Origin of the sequence: Burkholderia sp. 567 (assembly GCF_040545115.1) — a bacterium.
Taxonomy (GTDB): domain Bacteria; phylum Pseudomonadota; class Gammaproteobacteria; order Burkholderiales; family Burkholderiaceae; genus Burkholderia; species Burkholderia ambifaria.
Map to the genome: position 1 here is coordinate 282,475 of NZ_JBEPLG010000004.1, position 16,070 is coordinate 298,544.

The 16,070-nt window shown below is 66.6% G+C and carries 16 protein-coding genes; 7 read left to right on the forward strand and 9 right to left on the reverse strand.

Features of this window, described 5'->3' with window-relative positions:
• The first annotated feature begins 120 nt into the window (after positions 1-120).
• A complete protein-coding gene (locus tag ABIC50_RS14670) occupies positions 121-2,292 on the forward strand; it encodes a PA5441 family protein (RefSeq protein ID WP_354164910.1) in 2,172 nt (723 codons plus the stop codon).
• A 7-nt stretch (positions 2,293-2,299) separates the two neighbouring features.
• The gene (locus ABIC50_RS14675) at positions 2,300-3,007 is read left to right on the forward strand and encodes a DUF3142 domain-containing protein (RefSeq protein WP_354164913.1); all 708 of its coding nucleotides are present in this window, start codon (positions 2,300-2,302) and stop codon (positions 3,005-3,007) included.
• Between the two features lie 81 nt (positions 3,008-3,088).
• On the opposite strand, the gene ABIC50_RS14680 is transcribed toward ABIC50_RS14675, so the two are convergent.
• Entirely contained in the window at positions 3,089-3,925 is an 837-nt protein-coding gene (locus ABIC50_RS14680; RefSeq protein ID WP_175679614.1) for an alpha/beta fold hydrolase, read from the reverse strand.
• A 244-nt stretch (positions 3,926-4,169) separates the two neighbouring features.
• Between ABIC50_RS14680 and ABIC50_RS14685 the strand changes: the two genes are divergently transcribed.
• Complete coding sequence (locus ABIC50_RS14685; protein WP_354164916.1) at positions 4,170-4,544, forward strand: VOC family protein; 375 nt, start codon at positions 4,170-4,172, stop codon at positions 4,542-4,544.
• An 80-nt stretch (positions 4,545-4,624) separates the two neighbouring features.
• On the opposite strand, the gene ABIC50_RS14690 is transcribed toward ABIC50_RS14685, so the two are convergent.
• Positions 4,625-5,458: an oxidoreductase gene (locus ABIC50_RS14690; RefSeq protein WP_354164918.1), complete on the reverse strand. Its 834-nt coding sequence runs from the start codon at positions 5,456-5,458 to the stop codon at positions 4,625-4,627.
• Between the two features lie 94 nt (positions 5,459-5,552).
• Between ABIC50_RS14690 and ABIC50_RS14695 the strand changes: the two genes are divergently transcribed.
• Positions 5,553-6,524, forward strand: coding sequence for an AraC family transcriptional regulator (locus ABIC50_RS14695; protein WP_354164921.1), 972 nt, complete (start codon positions 5,553-5,555; stop codon positions 6,522-6,524).
• A 30-nt stretch (positions 6,525-6,554) separates the two neighbouring features.
• Here the strand turns inward: ABIC50_RS14695 and ABIC50_RS14700 are convergent, their stop codons facing one another.
• Together ABIC50_RS14700 and ABIC50_RS14705 are read right to left on the reverse strand one after the other, a co-directional pair.
• Positions 6,555-7,727, reverse strand: a complete 1,173-nt coding sequence (locus ABIC50_RS14700; protein ID WP_354164924.1) for an aldose epimerase family protein — start codon at positions 7,725-7,727, stop codon at positions 6,555-6,557.
• A gap of 178 nt (positions 7,728-7,905) precedes the next feature.
• Positions 7,906-9,234, reverse strand: a complete 1,329-nt coding sequence (locus ABIC50_RS14705; RefSeq protein ID WP_354164927.1) for an MFS transporter — start codon at positions 9,232-9,234, stop codon at positions 7,906-7,908.
• Between the two features lie 240 nt (positions 9,235-9,474).
• Between ABIC50_RS14705 and ABIC50_RS14710 the strand changes: the two genes are divergently transcribed.
• The gene (locus tag ABIC50_RS14710; protein ID WP_354164930.1) at positions 9,475-10,380 is read left to right on the forward strand and encodes a ketopantoate reductase family protein; all 906 of its coding nucleotides are present in this window, start codon (positions 9,475-9,477) and stop codon (positions 10,378-10,380) included.
• A 259-nt stretch (positions 10,381-10,639) separates the two neighbouring features.
• Here the strand turns inward: ABIC50_RS14710 and ABIC50_RS14715 are convergent, their stop codons facing one another.
• From ABIC50_RS14715 to ABIC50_RS14735, 5 genes are all read right to left on the reverse strand, one after another.
• Positions 10,640-11,551, reverse strand: coding sequence for an anti-sigma factor family protein (locus tag ABIC50_RS14715; RefSeq protein WP_354164933.1), 912 nt, complete (start codon positions 11,549-11,551; stop codon positions 10,640-10,642).
• The gene (locus ABIC50_RS14720; protein WP_011660629.1) at positions 11,548-12,096 is read right to left on the reverse strand and encodes an RNA polymerase sigma factor; all 549 of its coding nucleotides are present in this window, start codon (positions 12,094-12,096) and stop codon (positions 11,548-11,550) included. Before ABIC50_RS14720 ends, ABIC50_RS14715 begins: the two co-directional genes overlap by 4 nt.
• A 202-nt stretch (positions 12,097-12,298) precedes the next feature.
• Positions 12,299-13,144 carry a CPBP family intramembrane glutamic endopeptidase gene (locus ABIC50_RS14725; protein ID WP_354164936.1) on the reverse strand — a complete coding sequence of 282 codons (846 nt, stop codon included), beginning with the start codon at positions 13,142-13,144 and terminating at the stop codon, positions 12,299-12,301.
• Positions 13,145-13,201: 57 nt separating this feature from the next.
• On the reverse strand, positions 13,202-13,618 hold the full coding sequence (locus tag ABIC50_RS14730; protein ID WP_012372778.1) for an organic hydroperoxide resistance protein: 417 nt from the start codon (positions 13,616-13,618) through the stop codon (positions 13,202-13,204).
• A gap of 49 nt (positions 13,619-13,667) precedes the next feature.
• Positions 13,668-13,913 carry a DUF4148 domain-containing protein gene (locus tag ABIC50_RS14735; protein WP_354164939.1) on the reverse strand — a complete coding sequence of 82 codons (246 nt, stop codon included), beginning with the start codon at positions 13,911-13,913 and terminating at the stop codon, positions 13,668-13,670.
• Between the two features lie 325 nt (positions 13,914-14,238).
• On the opposite strand from ABIC50_RS14735, the gene ABIC50_RS14740 reads away from it, so the two are divergent.
• Together ABIC50_RS14740 and ABIC50_RS14745 are read left to right on the forward strand one after the other, a co-directional pair.
• Entirely contained in the window at positions 14,239-14,685 is a 447-nt protein-coding gene (locus ABIC50_RS14740; protein WP_175679625.1) for a cupin domain-containing protein, read from the forward strand.
• 92 nt (positions 14,686-14,777) lie between these two features.
• Positions 14,778-16,031 carry a phthiocerol/phthiodiolone dimycocerosyl transferase family protein gene (locus ABIC50_RS14745; RefSeq protein WP_354164942.1) on the forward strand — a complete coding sequence of 418 codons (1,254 nt, stop codon included), beginning with the start codon at positions 14,778-14,780 and terminating at the stop codon, positions 16,029-16,031.
• Positions 16,032-16,070: the final 39 nt, after the last annotated feature.

Sequence of the window (16,070 nt, forward strand, 5' to 3'; positions counted from 1 at the left end):
GTGAGTGGACTTCCATCTCGCCGGGCCGGCGACCGAACCGGCTCGTGAGGTACGATACGCGCCCAGGCGAAATGCCCGCTGAGAGAACCGGCCCTCGCGGCCCCACCTAGTACAAGAAAAATGCCGAGAAACCCGACGCTGAACCGAAACCTGCTCGCCGCACTGGCGACCAGCCTGCTTTGCCTGCCCGCCGCCCACGCCAGCTCGGACGACAGCTGCAACGTGCCGCCCACGCTCCGCCAGGGTACGTACTCGTGCGGCAACGTGCCGATGCTGAGCCCCGCCAACGACACGCGCATCAACGCGATGCTGATGATGGTCGACAGCGCCAAGGTCGCGCGGGTGTTTCCGGATCCGAAAACCATCCCGCCGAAAGACCGGATCAGCCAGATGATCGTGCCGTTCCCGATGGATTTTTCCGGGTGGATCGATATCGGCCAGAAGGCGCCCGACCCGGCCGGCGGCGCAGCGGACGCCGATGCGCCGTCGAACCGGTACGCCGACGGCGAAGGCAGCATCTGTCGTAGCAAGGACGCGGGCGCGGATGCGTTCAACGACGCACTGGACGGTGCCGGCGGCCTTCCCCCCGACGAAGCCGCCCGCCTGCGCGCGGCGCGCGCCGACATCGCTCAGAAAACCTGTGCGGCGGGCGGCGCAAGCGCCGCGTGGACGAAGCCGCCGGTCAAGTCGCCGCTCGGCCAGCAGTTCGCCACGTACCTCGACGGCGCGAACGCGTTCTACCGTGCCGACTTCCACGCCGCGACGCGCGCCTTCGCGAGCGCATCGCACAGCGCGAACCCGTGGCTGAAGGAAACCGGCCTCTATATGGCCGGGCGCGCGCAACTGAACGCCGCGCAGGCCAACGCATTCGACAACGACAACCCGACGCCCTCGCGCGCACGCGTCACGAAGGTGTCGCTCGACGCCGCGAACACCGTGTTTCGCACCTACCTGAAGGTGTATCCGCAGGGGCGCTATGCGGTTTCCGCCAACGGGCTGCTGCGGCGCGTCGCGTGGCTCGGCGGGGACGTCGCACAGCAGGCCGACCTCTACGGTCACGCGCTCGCGCGCTGGTCGCCGGCGACGTCGAACGTGCCGCTGATCCAGCTGGCGAACGAACTCGACAGCAAGCTGCTGTTCGGATCGGAACTCGACGCGCGCCAGATCCAGTCGCCGACCGTGCTCGCGACCGTCGACCTGCTGCGCATGCGTACGCCGGAAAACAGCGAGTCGAGCCGCGGCAAGCCGCTGACGCTGGACGACCTGCAGGCGCAGAAACCGCGCTTCGCGAACGCGCCCGCGCTGTACGACTACCTGCTCGCCACCTGGTATGTGCAGATCGGACGCAAGCCCGATGCCGCGCTCGCGCTGCTGCCGCCGACGCCCGCCGCGCCGCTCGACTACTTCGGCCTGAGCCAGCAGGCGCTGCGCGCGTTCGCGCTGGAGGATAGCGGCCAGGGCGACAAGGCACGCCAGCTGTGGCGCGACCTGATTCCGCTCGCGAAATTGCGCTTCCAGCGCGAGGCGCTGGAACTCGCGCTCGCGATCAACCTGGAGCAGGCCGGGCTCGTCAACGACGTGTTCGCCGACGATTCGCTCGTGCAAAACGCCGCGATCCGGGCCGTCCTGCTGCAGCACACGGCCAATGCGGACCTGCTGCGCACGCAGGCGCAGAACCAGGCGGCCGGCGGTGCGCTGCGCGACACCGCGCTGTACACGCTGCTGTACAAGGAGCTCACGCGCTCGCACTACGCCGACTTCATCGCCGATACCGCGCTGGTATCCGGCGCGCCCGCCGCTCCGTTGAAACCGTTCATCGCGTCGGGCGCCCGGAACGACGACGGCTATGTGTGCCCGTCCGCGCGCGAGATCGCCGCGGCGCTGCAACAGAATCCCGCCGACGCGAAAGGGCTGAACTGCCTCGCCGATTTCGTGCGCCTTCATCCGCCCGCGGTCGGCCTCGAGAGCGACGCGGTGCCGCCGTGGATGCGCAACGCGTCGGCGGCGGCCGCCACGCGCGTGCCGCCGACGCTCGGCGGCGCGCCGTCGCAGTTCGCGGGCAAGCCGTACGAGCGGATGTCGAGCTACGTGACCGTGATCGCCGATGCGCAGGCCAGCCCGAACGACCGCGCGTACGCGCTCTACCGCTCGATCAACTGCTATGCGCCAGGCGGCACCAACGAATGCGGCGGCAAGGACGTGCCGAAGAACGTGCGCAAGCGCTGGTTCGACACGCTGAAAACCGCGTATCCGGGCACGCCGTGGGCGCAGAAGCTCCGCTACTACTGGTGAGCGCCGCGTGAAGCGCATCGCGTGTGTCGTTCTGCTGCTGGCCTGCCGCGTCGCGCTGGCCGGCACCGTCGACGCCGCGCGGTACGACGCGTTCTGGCTGTGGGCCGGCGTGAAGCCGCAGCCGGTCGTCAGCGGCGCGCGCACGCTGTACGTGCTGCAAGGGCAGATCGAAGCGTCGCCGCGCGACGAGTCGCAGGTACGCGTCATCGCGCAGGGCGTCGCGCTGCCGCCCGCGCCGAACGCCCGGGTGTGGCTCGTCTATCGTGCGCATACGCTGCGCTGGACGCCGCGCGTGACGCGGATCATGCTCGCGCAGCTCGAGCGCTGGCGCGCGTCGGGCCGCACGATCACCGGTATCCAGATCGACTTCGACGCGCGCACGCGGCATCTGCAGGATTACCTCGAATTCCTGCGGACGCTGCGCGACACGCTGCCCGCCGATTGCCGGCTGAGCATCACGGGGCTGCTCGACTGGAGCAGCCGCATCGATACCGACCAGGTCAACCAGCTCAGGGGGATCGTCGATGAAGTGGTCGTGCAGACCTACCAGGGCCGCAGCACGATTCCGGACCATGCGGCCTACCTGCCGCGCGTCGCACGGCTGCAGCTGCCGTTTCGCATCGGCGTGATCCAGGGCGGCGAGTGGGACGCGCCGCCGTACCTCGCCGCGAATCCGTGGTTCCGCGGCTACGTCGTATTCCTGCGCAACGACTAGCGGGCGAAAACGCGGTGGCCGCCATCCCGCCCGCACATCGGCGTCGCAGCCCGCCGAAGCGGGCATGCACCGCTTACACCGTTATGCCTGCACGAAAGCCAGCAGGTCGGCGTTGAGCACGTCCGCGTTGATCGTCAGCATCCCGTGCGAGTAGCCCGGATAGGTTTTCAGCGAACCGTTCTTCAGCAGCTTGATCGACTTCAGCGCGGCATCCGCGATCGGCACGATCTGGTCGTCTTCGCCGTGCAGCACGAGCGTCGGCACGGTGATCGCCTTCAGGTCCTCGGTCTGGTCCGTTTCCGAAAAGGCCTTGATCCCGTCGTAGTGCGCCTTCGCGCTGCCGATCATGCCCTGGCGCCACCAGTTCTGGATCACGCCCTGGTGCACCGTCGCGCCGGGCCGGTTGAAGCCGTAGAACGGGCCGCTCGGCACATCGACGAAGAACTGCGCGCGATTGTCGGCGAGCGCCTTGCGGAAGCCGTCGAATACCTCGAGCGGCAGGCCTTCCGGGTTCGCGTCCGTCTTCAGCATCAGCGGCGGCACCGCGCTGACCAGCACCGCCTTCGCGACGCGGCCGGCCGGCTCGCCGTGCCGGGCCACGTAGCGCGCGACTTCGCCGCCGCCGGTCGAGTGACCGATGTGCACTGCGTTGCGCAGGTCGAGCGCCTCGGCCACCGCGAACGCATCCGCCGCGTAGTGATCCATGTCGTGGCCGTCGGACACCTGCGCCGAGCGGCCGTGCCCGCGGCGGTCGTGCGCGATCACGCGATAGCCTTTCTGGACGAAGAACAGCATCTGGGCATCCCAGTCGTCGGACGACAGCGGCCAGCCATGGTGGAACACGATCGGCTGTGCATCCTTCGGGCCCCAGTCCTTGTAGAAGATCTCGACGTTGTCCTTCGTGGTGATGTAAGGCATGGCTGCAGGCTCCTTTGGGGTAGATGAACGCGTGCCGGCCGGGCACCCGGGCGGGTGTCGGCACGAACCGCGGCGCGGCGGCACACCGCGCCGACCGATGCGGCACTTAGCTGTTGTAGCGGAAAACCGCGACCCTGTCATGAAATGAACTGAATCAGCATGAACGAGGCCCGGCGGGCCGCCGCGCGGTATGGCAATATCGCGTCGGATCCGCCGTGCAGCCCCACTCACTTCAGGGACATTCATGTTCGATCACGTCAAATTCGGTGTCAGCGACTACGCAGCCAGCAAGGCGTTCTTTCTCCAAGCACTCGCACCGCTCGGCGTGGCGGTCCTCGACGAAGGCGTGCCGACCTACGGCGTCGAACTCGGCGTGCCGGGCAAGCCGACGCTGTGCCTGTTCCAGACCGACGAGAAGCCGGCCCATCTTCACCTCGCATTCGCGGCCGACACGCGCGCGCAGGTCGACGCGTTCCACCGTGCGGCGCTCGCGGCCGGCGGCAAGGACAACGGCGCACCCGGCCTGCGCCCGCAGTATCACGCGCACTACTATGCGGCGTTCGTCATCGGCCCGGATGGGCACAACATCGAAGCCGTTTGCTCGCGCGCCGAGGCCTGATCGTTCGATCGGGCCACGATGCACTGCATCCGTGCGTCACGCAGCCGAGCGCGGATGCGTGACACGCGAGCCATTGCGCGTCAACCGTCCGTCGACACGGTCACCGCCTCCCATGCGCGCATCTCGTCTTCCAGCGCCGCCCATTTGGCGCGCACGAGCCGCAGCGCATCGCTGCCGAGCAACAGATGGGCCGGCGGACGGTCCGCCGCGATGACCGCGAGCATCGCGCGCGCGGCCTTCGCGGGATCGCCCAATTGCCGGCCGCTTTTTTCCTCGCGCGCCTGGCGGATCGGATCGAAGATCGCGTCGTAATCGGCGATCGAACGCGGCGTGCGTGCCATCGAGCGGCCGGCCCAGTCGGTGCGGAACGAGCCCGGCGCGACGGCGGTCACCGCGATGCCGAACGGCTCGAGCTCCTTGCCGAGCGTTTCCGAAATCCCTTCCAGCGCGAACTTGCTGCCGCAGTAATACGCGATGCCCGGCATCGTGATGTGGCCGCCCATCGACGTGATGTTCAGAATGCGGCCGCGCCGGCGCTCGCGCATGAACGGCACGACGGCCTTGATCATCGCGACCGCGCCGAACACGTTCACGTCGAACTGCCGGCGCATCTCCGACAGCGGCGACTCCTCCAGGATGCCTTCGTGCCCGTAGCCGGCGTTGTTCACCAGCACGTCGACGGGGCCGACGTTCGTCTCGATGTCCGCGACGACGCCGTCGATGCGCTCGAAGTCGGTCACGTCGAGCACGCGCCCGATCGCCGCCTGCGGGGCCAGCGCTTCGAACGCCTGCCTCGCCGCTTCACTTCTGACGGTGCCGACCACCGTATGACCCGCGGCCAGCGCTTCCTGCGCGAGCGCGCGGCCGAAGCCGCTGCTGACGCCGGTGATAAGCATGAGGTTGCCGGATGCCATGTGAGCTTCTCCCAAATGTCGATCGAAGCATGCATACTAGTCTGACGACCTACGCCGAATAAGCCCAATTCTGCTGATTTTCTTGCACAAAACTATGAGCGCCGCGCCCTCCTCGCCCCGATCGCCGTCGCTGCCCGCGCGCGGCCGCCAACGTCTGATCGCGTTGCTGCACGCGTTGGCGCCCGACGAAGGCTACAACCTGACCGCGCTGCCGAGCGTGCGCATCCTGCGGTCGAACCGCGCGCTGTCGCGCACGCCGGTGTTGTACGACCCCGGCATCGTGATCGTGTGCCAGGGCCGCAAGCGCGGCTATTTCGGCGGCGAACGCTATCTGTACGACGAGGATCACTATCTGGCGGTGTCGGTGCCCGTGCCGTTCAGCATGGAAACCGACGCGACGGCGGAGCACCCGCTGCTCGCGCTGTATCTGCACCTCGATTTCCCGATGGCCGCCGAACTGGCCGCGCAGATCGATCGTGCAGGACTCGCGGAGCCCGTGCAGGCGCCGCGGAGCATGATGTCGACGCCGATGGACGAAGCGATGCAGGCGAGCGTGCTGCGTTTCGTCGAGGCGATGCATCGGCCGCTCGAAGCGGCGGTGCTCGGCCCGGGGCTGCTGCGCGAGCTGTATTTCCGCGTGCTCACCGGCGCGCAGGGCAGCGCGATGAGAAACGCGCTGGCGATGCGCGGCCAGTTCGGCCGAATCGGCCGCGCGCTGCGCGTGATCCACGCCGACTACGCGCAGGCGCTCGACGTGTCGCGCCTGGCCGGTGAGGCCGGGATGAGCGTGCCGAGCTTCCACAGCCACTTCAAGGCGATCACGCAGGTGTCGCCGATGCAGTACCTGAAGTCGACGCGACTGCATCAGGCACGCCTGCTGATGGTGCGCCAGGACCTGACCGCGGAGGCGGCCGGTTATGCGGTCGGCTATACGAGCCCGTCGCAGTTCAGCCGGGAATTCAAGCGGCTGTTCGGGCTCACGCCCGCGCAGGAGACGAAGCGCATGCGCGCGCAGTTCGCGATTCCGGCGGCGTTCGACGATGCGGTGTATGTGTCGTCGCATTGACGTACCGCATCCCGCCGCGCGTCAACGCGATCATCGCGCGCCCACCTTCCACACCGTCACCTCGTGCAGCGTCTGCCCCGGCTTGAGCACGGTCGTCGGGAATGACGGATGGTTCGGCGAATCGGGGAAGTGCTCGGCTTCCAACGCGAACGCGTCGGTCTGCCGGTAAGCTCGCCCGCCCTTGCCCGCGACGCTGCCGTTCAACCCGTTGGCCGTATAGAACTGCAGCCCCGGTTGCGTCGTGTACACCTCGAGAAACCGCCCGGACGCCGGATCGTACGCGCGCGCGGCAAACGCCGGCGCCGACTGGCCGCCCTGGTCGAGCACCCAGTTCTGGTCATAGCCATGCGCGACGACGAGCTGCGCATCGTTGTCACGCAGGTGCGCGCCGATCGGCGTCAACTGGCGCAGGTCCATCGGCGTGCCCGCCACGCTCGCGAGTTGGCCGGTGGGGATCGACGTGGCGTCGGTGGGCGTGAAACGCGATGCGGCGATCTCGATCAACTGCCGCTCGACGCTGCCGCCATCCTGCCCGGCCAGGTTGAAATAGCTGTGGTTGGTCAGGTTGACGACCGTGGTCTGGTCCGTCGTCGCGCGATAGTCGATGCGGACCAGGTTGTCGCGCGTCAGCGTGTAGGTCACGTCCGTCGTCAACGTACCGGGGAAGCCGTTTTCGCCGTCGGCGCTCACGTAACGCAGCGTCACGCTCGCGCCGTTCCCGTCGCTGTGCGTGCCGGTCACCGTCCATACCTTCGCGTCGAAACTGTCGGGGCCGCCATGCAGCGTGTTGGGCGGGTCGTTGACCGGCAGCGTCCACGTCTTGCCGCCGAGCGTGAAGCGCCCGCGTGCAATGCGGTTCGCATAACGGCCGATCAACGCGCCGAAATGGATGTTGCCGTTGTGCGCTTCGTAGTCGCGCAGCGAACCGAAGCCGAGCACGATGTCGGCGATCTTGCCGGTGCGGTCGGGCACCTCGAGCGTGGTCACGATGCCGCCGTACGTGATGAGCTTCAGCGTCACGCCGCGCGCGTTGGCCAGCGTGTACTGGCTCACCGCCTGCCCCGCGGCGGTCGTGCCGTAGTCCGCGCGGCCGAGGGTCACGTCAGGCGCCGTCGATGCGGCGGTTGCGTATGGCCCGAACGTTGCGAGCGCACAGATCGCGAGCAGCGAGTGAAGCGGGTGGAGCGGCCAAAGTGGTTTCATGGAATGCCTCCGAAGCGGGTTTTTCGCGTGGGGCAAATTGTATGCCCGTGCGGCGCCCGGAGATAGGCCGACCAGCGCGCTCGGGGAATGCCGCCGGCCATCGCGCATGAACACATTGGACGACGGTCGACCCGCGCCGGTTCACGTCAACGCAGGTCCCGATCGTCGTGCGGGCCGGTCACTGCTTCGAAATGGCCGCCTCGATCCCAGATGACGACCGTGCGGGGCGCAACGCGAAGCCTGCCAGCGCGCCGACGATGCACAGCGCGCCCACATAAATTTCCGGCGCCTGCGGGTTCGATTTCAGCATCACGGACACGAACACCGGCGTCAGGCCGCCGAACAGCGCATACGCGACGTTATACGAGAACGAGATCCCCGAAAAACGCACGACCGGCGGAAATGCATTGACCATGGCGACCGGGATTGCCGCCACCGCGCCGACGAAGAAGCCGGATACCGCGTAGAGCGGCAGCAGCAATGACGGATCGACGGCGAGCTGCCGGAGCATGAAAAAATACGATGCGCCGAGCAGCAGGCAGCCGCAGAAGATCGTGCGGGCGGTGCCGATGCGTCCGGCCACCGTACCGGCGACGATACATCCGATGATCAGGCAGAGCGTCGCGACCGAATTGGCCTGCAGCGCAAGCGCCGGCTCGATATGAAAACGCTTCGCGACGAGCGTCGGCGTCATCAGGATCACGACGACGATCGCGGCGGTCAGCGTCCATGTGAGCATCATCGACACCAGCACGGCCCTGCCGTGATCGCGCAGCACCGCCTTCAACGGCACTTCGCGGGTCAGCGCCCGGCTGCGCTTCATGTCGACGAACACGGGCGTTTCATGGAGCCAGCGTCGCAGAAATGCAGATAGGATCCCGAACAATCCGCCGATCACGAACGGAATCCGCCATGCATACGCGCCGATGGCGGCATGCGAGTAGTGCTGGTTGATCCCCGCCGCGATCAGCGAGCCGAGCAGGATGCCGAGCGTGAGGCCGCCCGTCAGCAGGCCGCACGCATAGCCGACATGGCGCGGCGGCACGTGCTCGGACACGAACACCCACGCGCCGGGCACCTCGCCGCCTACGGCCGCGCCTTGCAACACGCGGCACAGCAGGAGCAGCACGGGCGCGGCGACGCCGATCGATGCGTAAGTCGGCAGCAACCCCATCATCAACGTCGGCAGTGCCATCAGCATCACGCTCATCGTGAACATGCGCTTGCGGCCGACGAGATCGCCGAAATGCGCCATGATCACGCCGCCGAGGGGGCGCGCGAGATAGCCGGCCGCGAACACCCCGAACGTCTGCACCTGGCGCAGCCAGTCGGGAATCGACTGCGGGAAGAACAATTGACCGATGACCGTCGCGAAAAACACGTAAATCACGAAGTCGTAAAACTCTAGTGCGCCGCCCAGCGCGGCGAGCACCAGCGTTCGGTGGTCGCTGCCTGTCAGCGGACGGGGCGGCGCAAGCGGAATCTGAGACGCGTTCAATGAATTCATTCCTGGAAGAGGTTGGGTTTCGGATCGGCATGCCGATCCCGTGCCGATGACGTGCCACCTCACGAGAACACGCGACGTGTTCGCGTCATTCCGTCGCGCATCGATTTATCGGCGTCACGGCGGTGCCGGGAATAAACCGGCGGTCTCGCGTGTTTGACGTGCATGGACGGGCCGACGTGCCTGTTTCACCCATGCGGCTTGTTCGCGCATGCCATGTTCATTGATTCCCTCGGAGACAACATGCGGTTTGCAGTCCTCGGCGCCGGCGCGGTCGGCTGCTACTTCGGCGGCATGCTGGCGCTGCACGGCCACGAGGTCATGTTCATTGGCCGTCCGCTGCATGTCGACGCGATCCGCGACCACGGCTTGCGCATTCAGACGCGCACGTTCGATACGCGCGTGTCCGCCGATGCGTCGACCGACATCGCCGCGGCCGGTTCGGCCGATGTGGTCTTCATCTGCGTGAAAGCGGGCGATACCGCCGAGGCCGCGCGCGGGTTGCGTCATGTGCTGGCGCCGGACGCCATCGTGGTCAGCCTGCAAAATGGCGTCGACAACGCGGCGCTGTTGCGTGCGGAGATCGCGCAGCCGGTCATTTGCGCGGCCGTCTACGTGGCGAGCGAGATGGCCGGCCCCGGGCATCTGCTCCATCATGGCCGCGGCGATCTCGCGATCGAAGCGTCGCCGTCCAGCGAACGGCTGGCACAGGTGCTGCGCGCAGCGGACATTCCCACCCGGATCGCCGACGACGTGCGCGCGGTACTCTGGCGCAAGTTCATGCTCAACTGCGCATACAACGCGATTTCCGCGATCGTGCACCTGCCGCTGGGCGAGATGCCGCATCGCGATGCGTTGCGCGAAACGATGTGCGCGATCGTCGCCGAATGCATCGCCGTCGCCGCGGCCGAAGGCGTGCATGTCGACGACGAGCCGGCCGATATCGTCGCGCACATCGAAGCGACGATTCCTCCGGGCCAGTATTCGTCGACAGCGCAGGATCTGGCGCGCGGCAAGCCCGGCGAAATCGACCATCTGAACGGCGCGGTCGTTCGGCGCGGTATGGCCGCACGCATCGGCACGCCGGTCAATCGGACACTCCATCTGCTCGTGAAGATGCTGGAAGCCAAGGCCGCGGCGCGCTCGTGACGGGCGACGATCGCGCGCGGTCGACCGGGGCAGGCAGCCAGGTCGACCGAGACGGACGAACACATTCAGCCTATCGCGCGAGATCGGATACACCGTCGCCTTCGCCAACAGCGCAGCCGCGTCGCCGAATCCGCCCGTGGTGGCGGCGGCGACGCCGGCGCCCGATAGCCACAGAAGCCACCTATCGGCGTCACCGCGGTGCCCGTGACGCACCGGCATGCCGGCCGCGACGCGCTCACGGTGTCGCCGTCGCGAACGCTCAGCTCGCGATCGCCGGGCCGGCCTGCTGCAGCTCACCGAGCACTTCTTCGATGCCGTTGTCGGCGATCCGCTTGCCGATCGCGCCGAGATCGGTGTCGCCGGGCGCGGCGATCAGCGCATAGGTGACGCTGGCACGGCGCCAGGTCACGACCTCCATGCTGCCGACCTGTTGTCGCGCGAGCGCCGTGTCGGGCCGTTCGTCCTTCATTACGCACAGCGCCACGGGCAAGCCTTTTTCGGGCAGATAGACGATCTGCACCAGCGGCTTGTGATTGAAATTCAGCCGCTGTATGCGCTTGAAGGTCAGCCCGACCGAGCGCAGGTCCGGAATGCGGATCCGCAGCCCGTCGTCGCGGCGAATGTTTTCAACCATATGCGCGGCGGCCGCAAGATTCGACGAATCGAAAGCAACGGTGTCGCGCGTATAGAGCCGCTGATAGTTCACGGCCGCCATGATCCACGGGGATATCTGCGTCCGCGCGGTCATCAGCGCATCCTGCGGCACGAAGTGCAGGACGGCGCCGCAGCAGAACGCGCCCGCGACGAACGCGGCAGCGAGCCACGGCACCATCGCGCGAATGCGCGAGCGAACCGGTGCGGAAGACAGCGCGTGCGCGTTGGGCCGCGACGCCGGCGCATCCTTTCGACGCACGCCGCCGGCCGCGGACGGCGCCGAAGGCCCGGTATACGCCCGCGCGATTTCAGCGACCTTGCTGACCAGGCTCTGCGGCAGCGGCGGCCATTCCTGGCGCTGGAACGCATACTGATAAGGCAACACCGATGCTTCGAACAGGGCAACCCGCCTGGCGATATCGGCCGACGTGTCGATCGCCCTGTCGACTTCCTCTCGCTCGTGCGACGTGAGTTCGCCATCCACGTATGCCATGAGCAGGATGTCGTCCATTTTCATGCCCCCTGATCCTCACTCTTCGCTGCGCCCTTCATGGGTCGTTCCTTTCCATCGCTGAACAGGGCGCCGATCGTCTGACGGGCACGCGAAAGCCGGCTCATGATCGTCCCGATGGGTACGCCGAGCGCCTCGGCCGCTTCGCCATAGCTGAGCCCTTCCACCGCGACCAGCAGCATGACCACGCGCTGCGCTTCGGGCAGCCGCTGCACCGCCCTGACGATCTGCGCATCGAGCGCCTGCTGTTCCAGGGTCGGCGCGGTGGGATCGGCGATGGTTTCGAGCAGGTCGTCGTCCCAGTCCATGCCCGAGCGCCGACGCACGCTGCGTGCGCGGAGTTCGTTGAGCCACGTGGATTGCACGATCGAGAACATCCAGCTGAGCGGCGCGGTTCCTGGTCGTAGCTGATGCGCGCGTTCGAGCGCACGGACGCACGCGCCCTGCACGAGATCCTCGGCGTCGTGCCGGTCGCCGGAGATTCGCAGCGCGAAGCTCCAGAGACGCGGCAGCATCGCGGGGAGCATGGCTGACAGTTCGGCTGCGGTCATCTACGTCGATCCTCCCGCGGGGCTACCAAGCCGACGTTGACGAACTGCAGTATCTGACGTGTATCCATGGGTTTAGGCGAAATTAAGCGGGCAACACCCCTGCAGTGCACGTAAACAGCTGGACGGCGCAGATATTCCATCCGCCGTCGCGTATTACCCGAACTGCCGGATCACAGGTCCACGTGCCAGAGCGCGCGTTCGCTCAGGCCCGGGCGATGAATGGATAGGTCAGCAACCCGAACTGCACCAGATTGACGCCGAAGTGCGCGAGCACGGCCGATTGCAAGCCGCCGGCGCGAGCGGCGAGCCCGTAACCGATGCCGGACAGGCCGGCCAACAGAACCAGCAGCACGCCGCCCTGGTAATGAGCAAGGCCGAACAGCGCGGCGCCCGCGACAAGCGCCAGCCAGCCGGCATTCGGTTGCGCGCGCATCAACCGCGTCGCGCCCGCCTGGACATAGCCGCGGAAAAACGCTTCTTCCGCGAACGCGACCAGCAGCAGGTTGTCGAGCATCCACAGCCACGCGAAATGCGGCCACTTCGGCGCCCACGCAATCAACCCGGCCCACCACGCGATCGAGAAGCAGACCGCCGATGTCACCGCGCACGCGACGATCGCCGCGATCACCCGTGTCGACAGCGGCTTCTCCGGCAGCACCCACGGGTAGGCCAGCACCAGCCAGAACGCGATCAGCGGCTTGTCGAAGTTCAGATACATCGTGTAGGGCGCCGCAGCCGGCGTCAGCCGTGCCGCATGAATCACCCTGAGATTGTCGAAACCCGGCAGCCAGTGTTGAAACAGTCCGACCGCAATGACGCAGAACACGACGTTGCACACGACCTTGCCGGCGAACGGCAGATTCCGCTGCAACAGCACGCCGGTGCCGACCAGCAGCGCGATCGGCACCAGTGCGATCGGATGCAACTGCCGCGACGCGAACGCGATCGCATAGCCGATCGCGAGCAGGCTCAGCGTCAGCCCGCGCGGCAGCCTCGAGATCGCCGTCAGTGCGGCAAGAAAAATCGCACACCACGTCAATGCGGTCATTGCACCTTCCGGAGAGTTGCCAATAGCGCATCGATCGCGTCGAGCGCCGCACGCGTATCAGGCCACCGTGACGACCACGTCGATGTTGCCGCGCGTCGCCTTCGAATACGGACACGTCTGGTGCGCCGCATCGACCAGCGCCTGCGCGACGTCGGCGTCGACGCCCGGCACGCTGACGTTCAGCCGTGCCTGGAGGAAGTACGCGCCGTCGTTCGTGGCCAGATCGATCTGCGCATCGACATGCGTGTCGCGCGGCAGCGAAACCTTCAGCTTCTGCGCGGCCAGGCCCATCGCGCCGATGAAGCACGCCGACCAGCCCGCGGCCAGCAGCTGCTCGGGATTCGTGCCGGGCGCGGCCGAGCCGGGTGCGGAGAGCTTCACATCCAGGCGGCCGTCCGCGCTGTGCGCGGCGCCGTCGCGTCCGCCGGTGGTGCGAACTTCGCCGGTGTACAGAATTTTCGTTTCGTGGTTCATGGTCGGTGTCGTGTTGAAGAACGGGGTGGGTGAATGGCGAGGCCCGCGATCAACTGCCGCGGTAAAGCTGTTCGAGCGCCGCGAGCTGGCCGTCCTTCTCCGCCTGCACCAGTTCAGCGCGAACCTGGGCGCGCGTCTTGCCTTTCGGCGCCTTGCTGCCCGTCGCCCATTGGCTCGCTTGCCCGACGGTCTGGTCGTTGATGCTCGTGTCGGCGGCGCTGCTTGCAAAAGCGGAAGTGGTGGCTGCAACGGCGGCGCACGCCGCGAAAACCAAAGCGATCGTCTTTACTTTCATGTCGTTCTCCTGGATAAATTCGGCTGTCGCGAATCTGTCGGAGCGCTCGGCGGTCGCTGATCTCGCGAAGCCGTGTCGCGCGCCCCGATCGGATTCGATCGATGAGATGCATTAAATCCAGACGACGTATCTGACGTGTGTCTCGACAAATGGCTTTTGCAAGGCCATGTATCCAGACCGGTTTCATACACATTGAGAAACAAAACTGCCGTCTCGTTTTCGATCGATCGCCAAACGAAGGCAGGTTTTTCCGACAAAATGGCGCCACGCAAGCGCGTTCACGCTTAACGTCGCTGCCACGCAAAAACCAAAGGAGAGATAGCCGATGTCCAGATACGCCCTCGCAGCGCTGCTGTCGTTCAGCGTCATGACTGCGGTCGACGCGCACGCCGAAACGATCAAGCCGATCAAGGCGTCGAGGTCCGACCTTGCCGGTGCGATATTCAATCGCGCCGACGCCGTGAAAAAAGACGAAGGCGGCGAAACGAACGCGGACGTCGCGACGTTCACGTCGACCGACAACGCTTACCAGACCGGTGTATATCGATCGGGGCCTTCGCATGAAGAAATCAAGGGGCCGCACGGGCTGCCGTACAACGAGTTCCTGTACTTTCTTTCGGGCAGCGTGAAGCTCACGTCATCGGACGGTTCGGTGATGCTCGTGAAGACCGGCGAGGCCGTCACGCTTCCGAAGGGATGGACCGGACATTTCGACACGCCGGGCTATACGAAGCTCTATGTGACCTACAACCCCGACGACAGGAAAAAATAGTCCGGCGCATGTCGAGCGAATCGGCCATGGCGGAATAGCGCACCCACTTCGATTGTTCTGTTGAGGCAGACCATCACTTCGGGAGTCATAGGGTGCGGAATCAATCGCAGGAAATCGACGACAATCAGCGGCTCGTGCGGGCGCTCGGGAGCACGGAACACCTGTTCTGGCTGCTCGATCAGAATCGGCCGACGCATTTCGCGATGGTCGCGGAGATCGACCGGCGCTTTGCGACGGACGCATGGCACGCGGCGTTTCAGGCGCTGCAGCACAGGCATCCGCTGCTATCGACCTGCATCGCCATCGACGCGCAACAGCATTCAGGCTTCTATCGCGTGACTGACGCCGCGGTGCCGTTGCGCGTGCTCGAGCAGGACCCGACTGCGTGGCAGGCGGAAGCGGCCCGCGAAATCGCCACGCGCTTCGTCGGGTCCGCGGCGCCGCTGCTGCGCGCGACCTTGCTGCAAGGCGAATGCAGCTCGACGCTGATCCTGGTCGCACATCATTCCGTGATCGACGGCATGGGCAGTGCATCGCTGATCGAGGATCTGTTGAGCGTCCTGTCGGGCGAGCGACTGGCACGGTTGCCGCTGGTGCCGTCGCTGCAGACCGTGCTCGATACCGATCTGAGCCACGCGGCCGTCTTGCCGCCCCCGTTGCCGGCGCCCGCGCCCAAGCCATTTCGTCCGGACGCCGCGCAAGCGCCGCATGTCGACGCCCTTGCGCTTTCCGCCGACGTCACCCGCCGGCTCGTGGTCCGCGCCCGTGCCGAGCAAACCACCGTGCACGGCGCGATTGCCGCGGCCGTTCACGAAGCCGGCCGGCGTCTGTCCCGCGCGTGGACCGAACGCGCGTTGAGGACCGTCACGCCGATCGACCTGCGCGGTCTCTCCGACGACGCGTGTGTCGCCGCCGGCGTCTACATCACGCAGACCATCACGATCGACGATCACCCGCGCGGTACGGATCTATGGACCGCCGCCCGCAAGATCAAACAGGATCTTGCACCGTCACAAGCGCGCGAAAGCGTGGCGGCCGAACTGAAGGCACTGGATGCCGTGATGTCCGCGCGGCCGAGCGTCGAGCATGCGGCCGGGTTTCTGTCGGCCGTGCTCGCCTTCGACGTCATGGTGTCGAATCTGGGCAATCAGCCGATTGCTTCCCAGTACGAAGGCGTGTCGCTCAACGCGCTGTGGGGCCCCATCGTGACGTCGGGCTTCGCCGACGACCAGATCATCGGCGCATGCACGATCGATGGCGTGCTACGTCTCACGCATACGAGCCATGGCGCGATACGCGGACTGCTCGAGGAAGTCCGCGCGATTCTCGAGGAAGCCGTGAGCTGACCGTCGGAGGCTGCTCGCCTCGTATGCGCGCGACGTCGA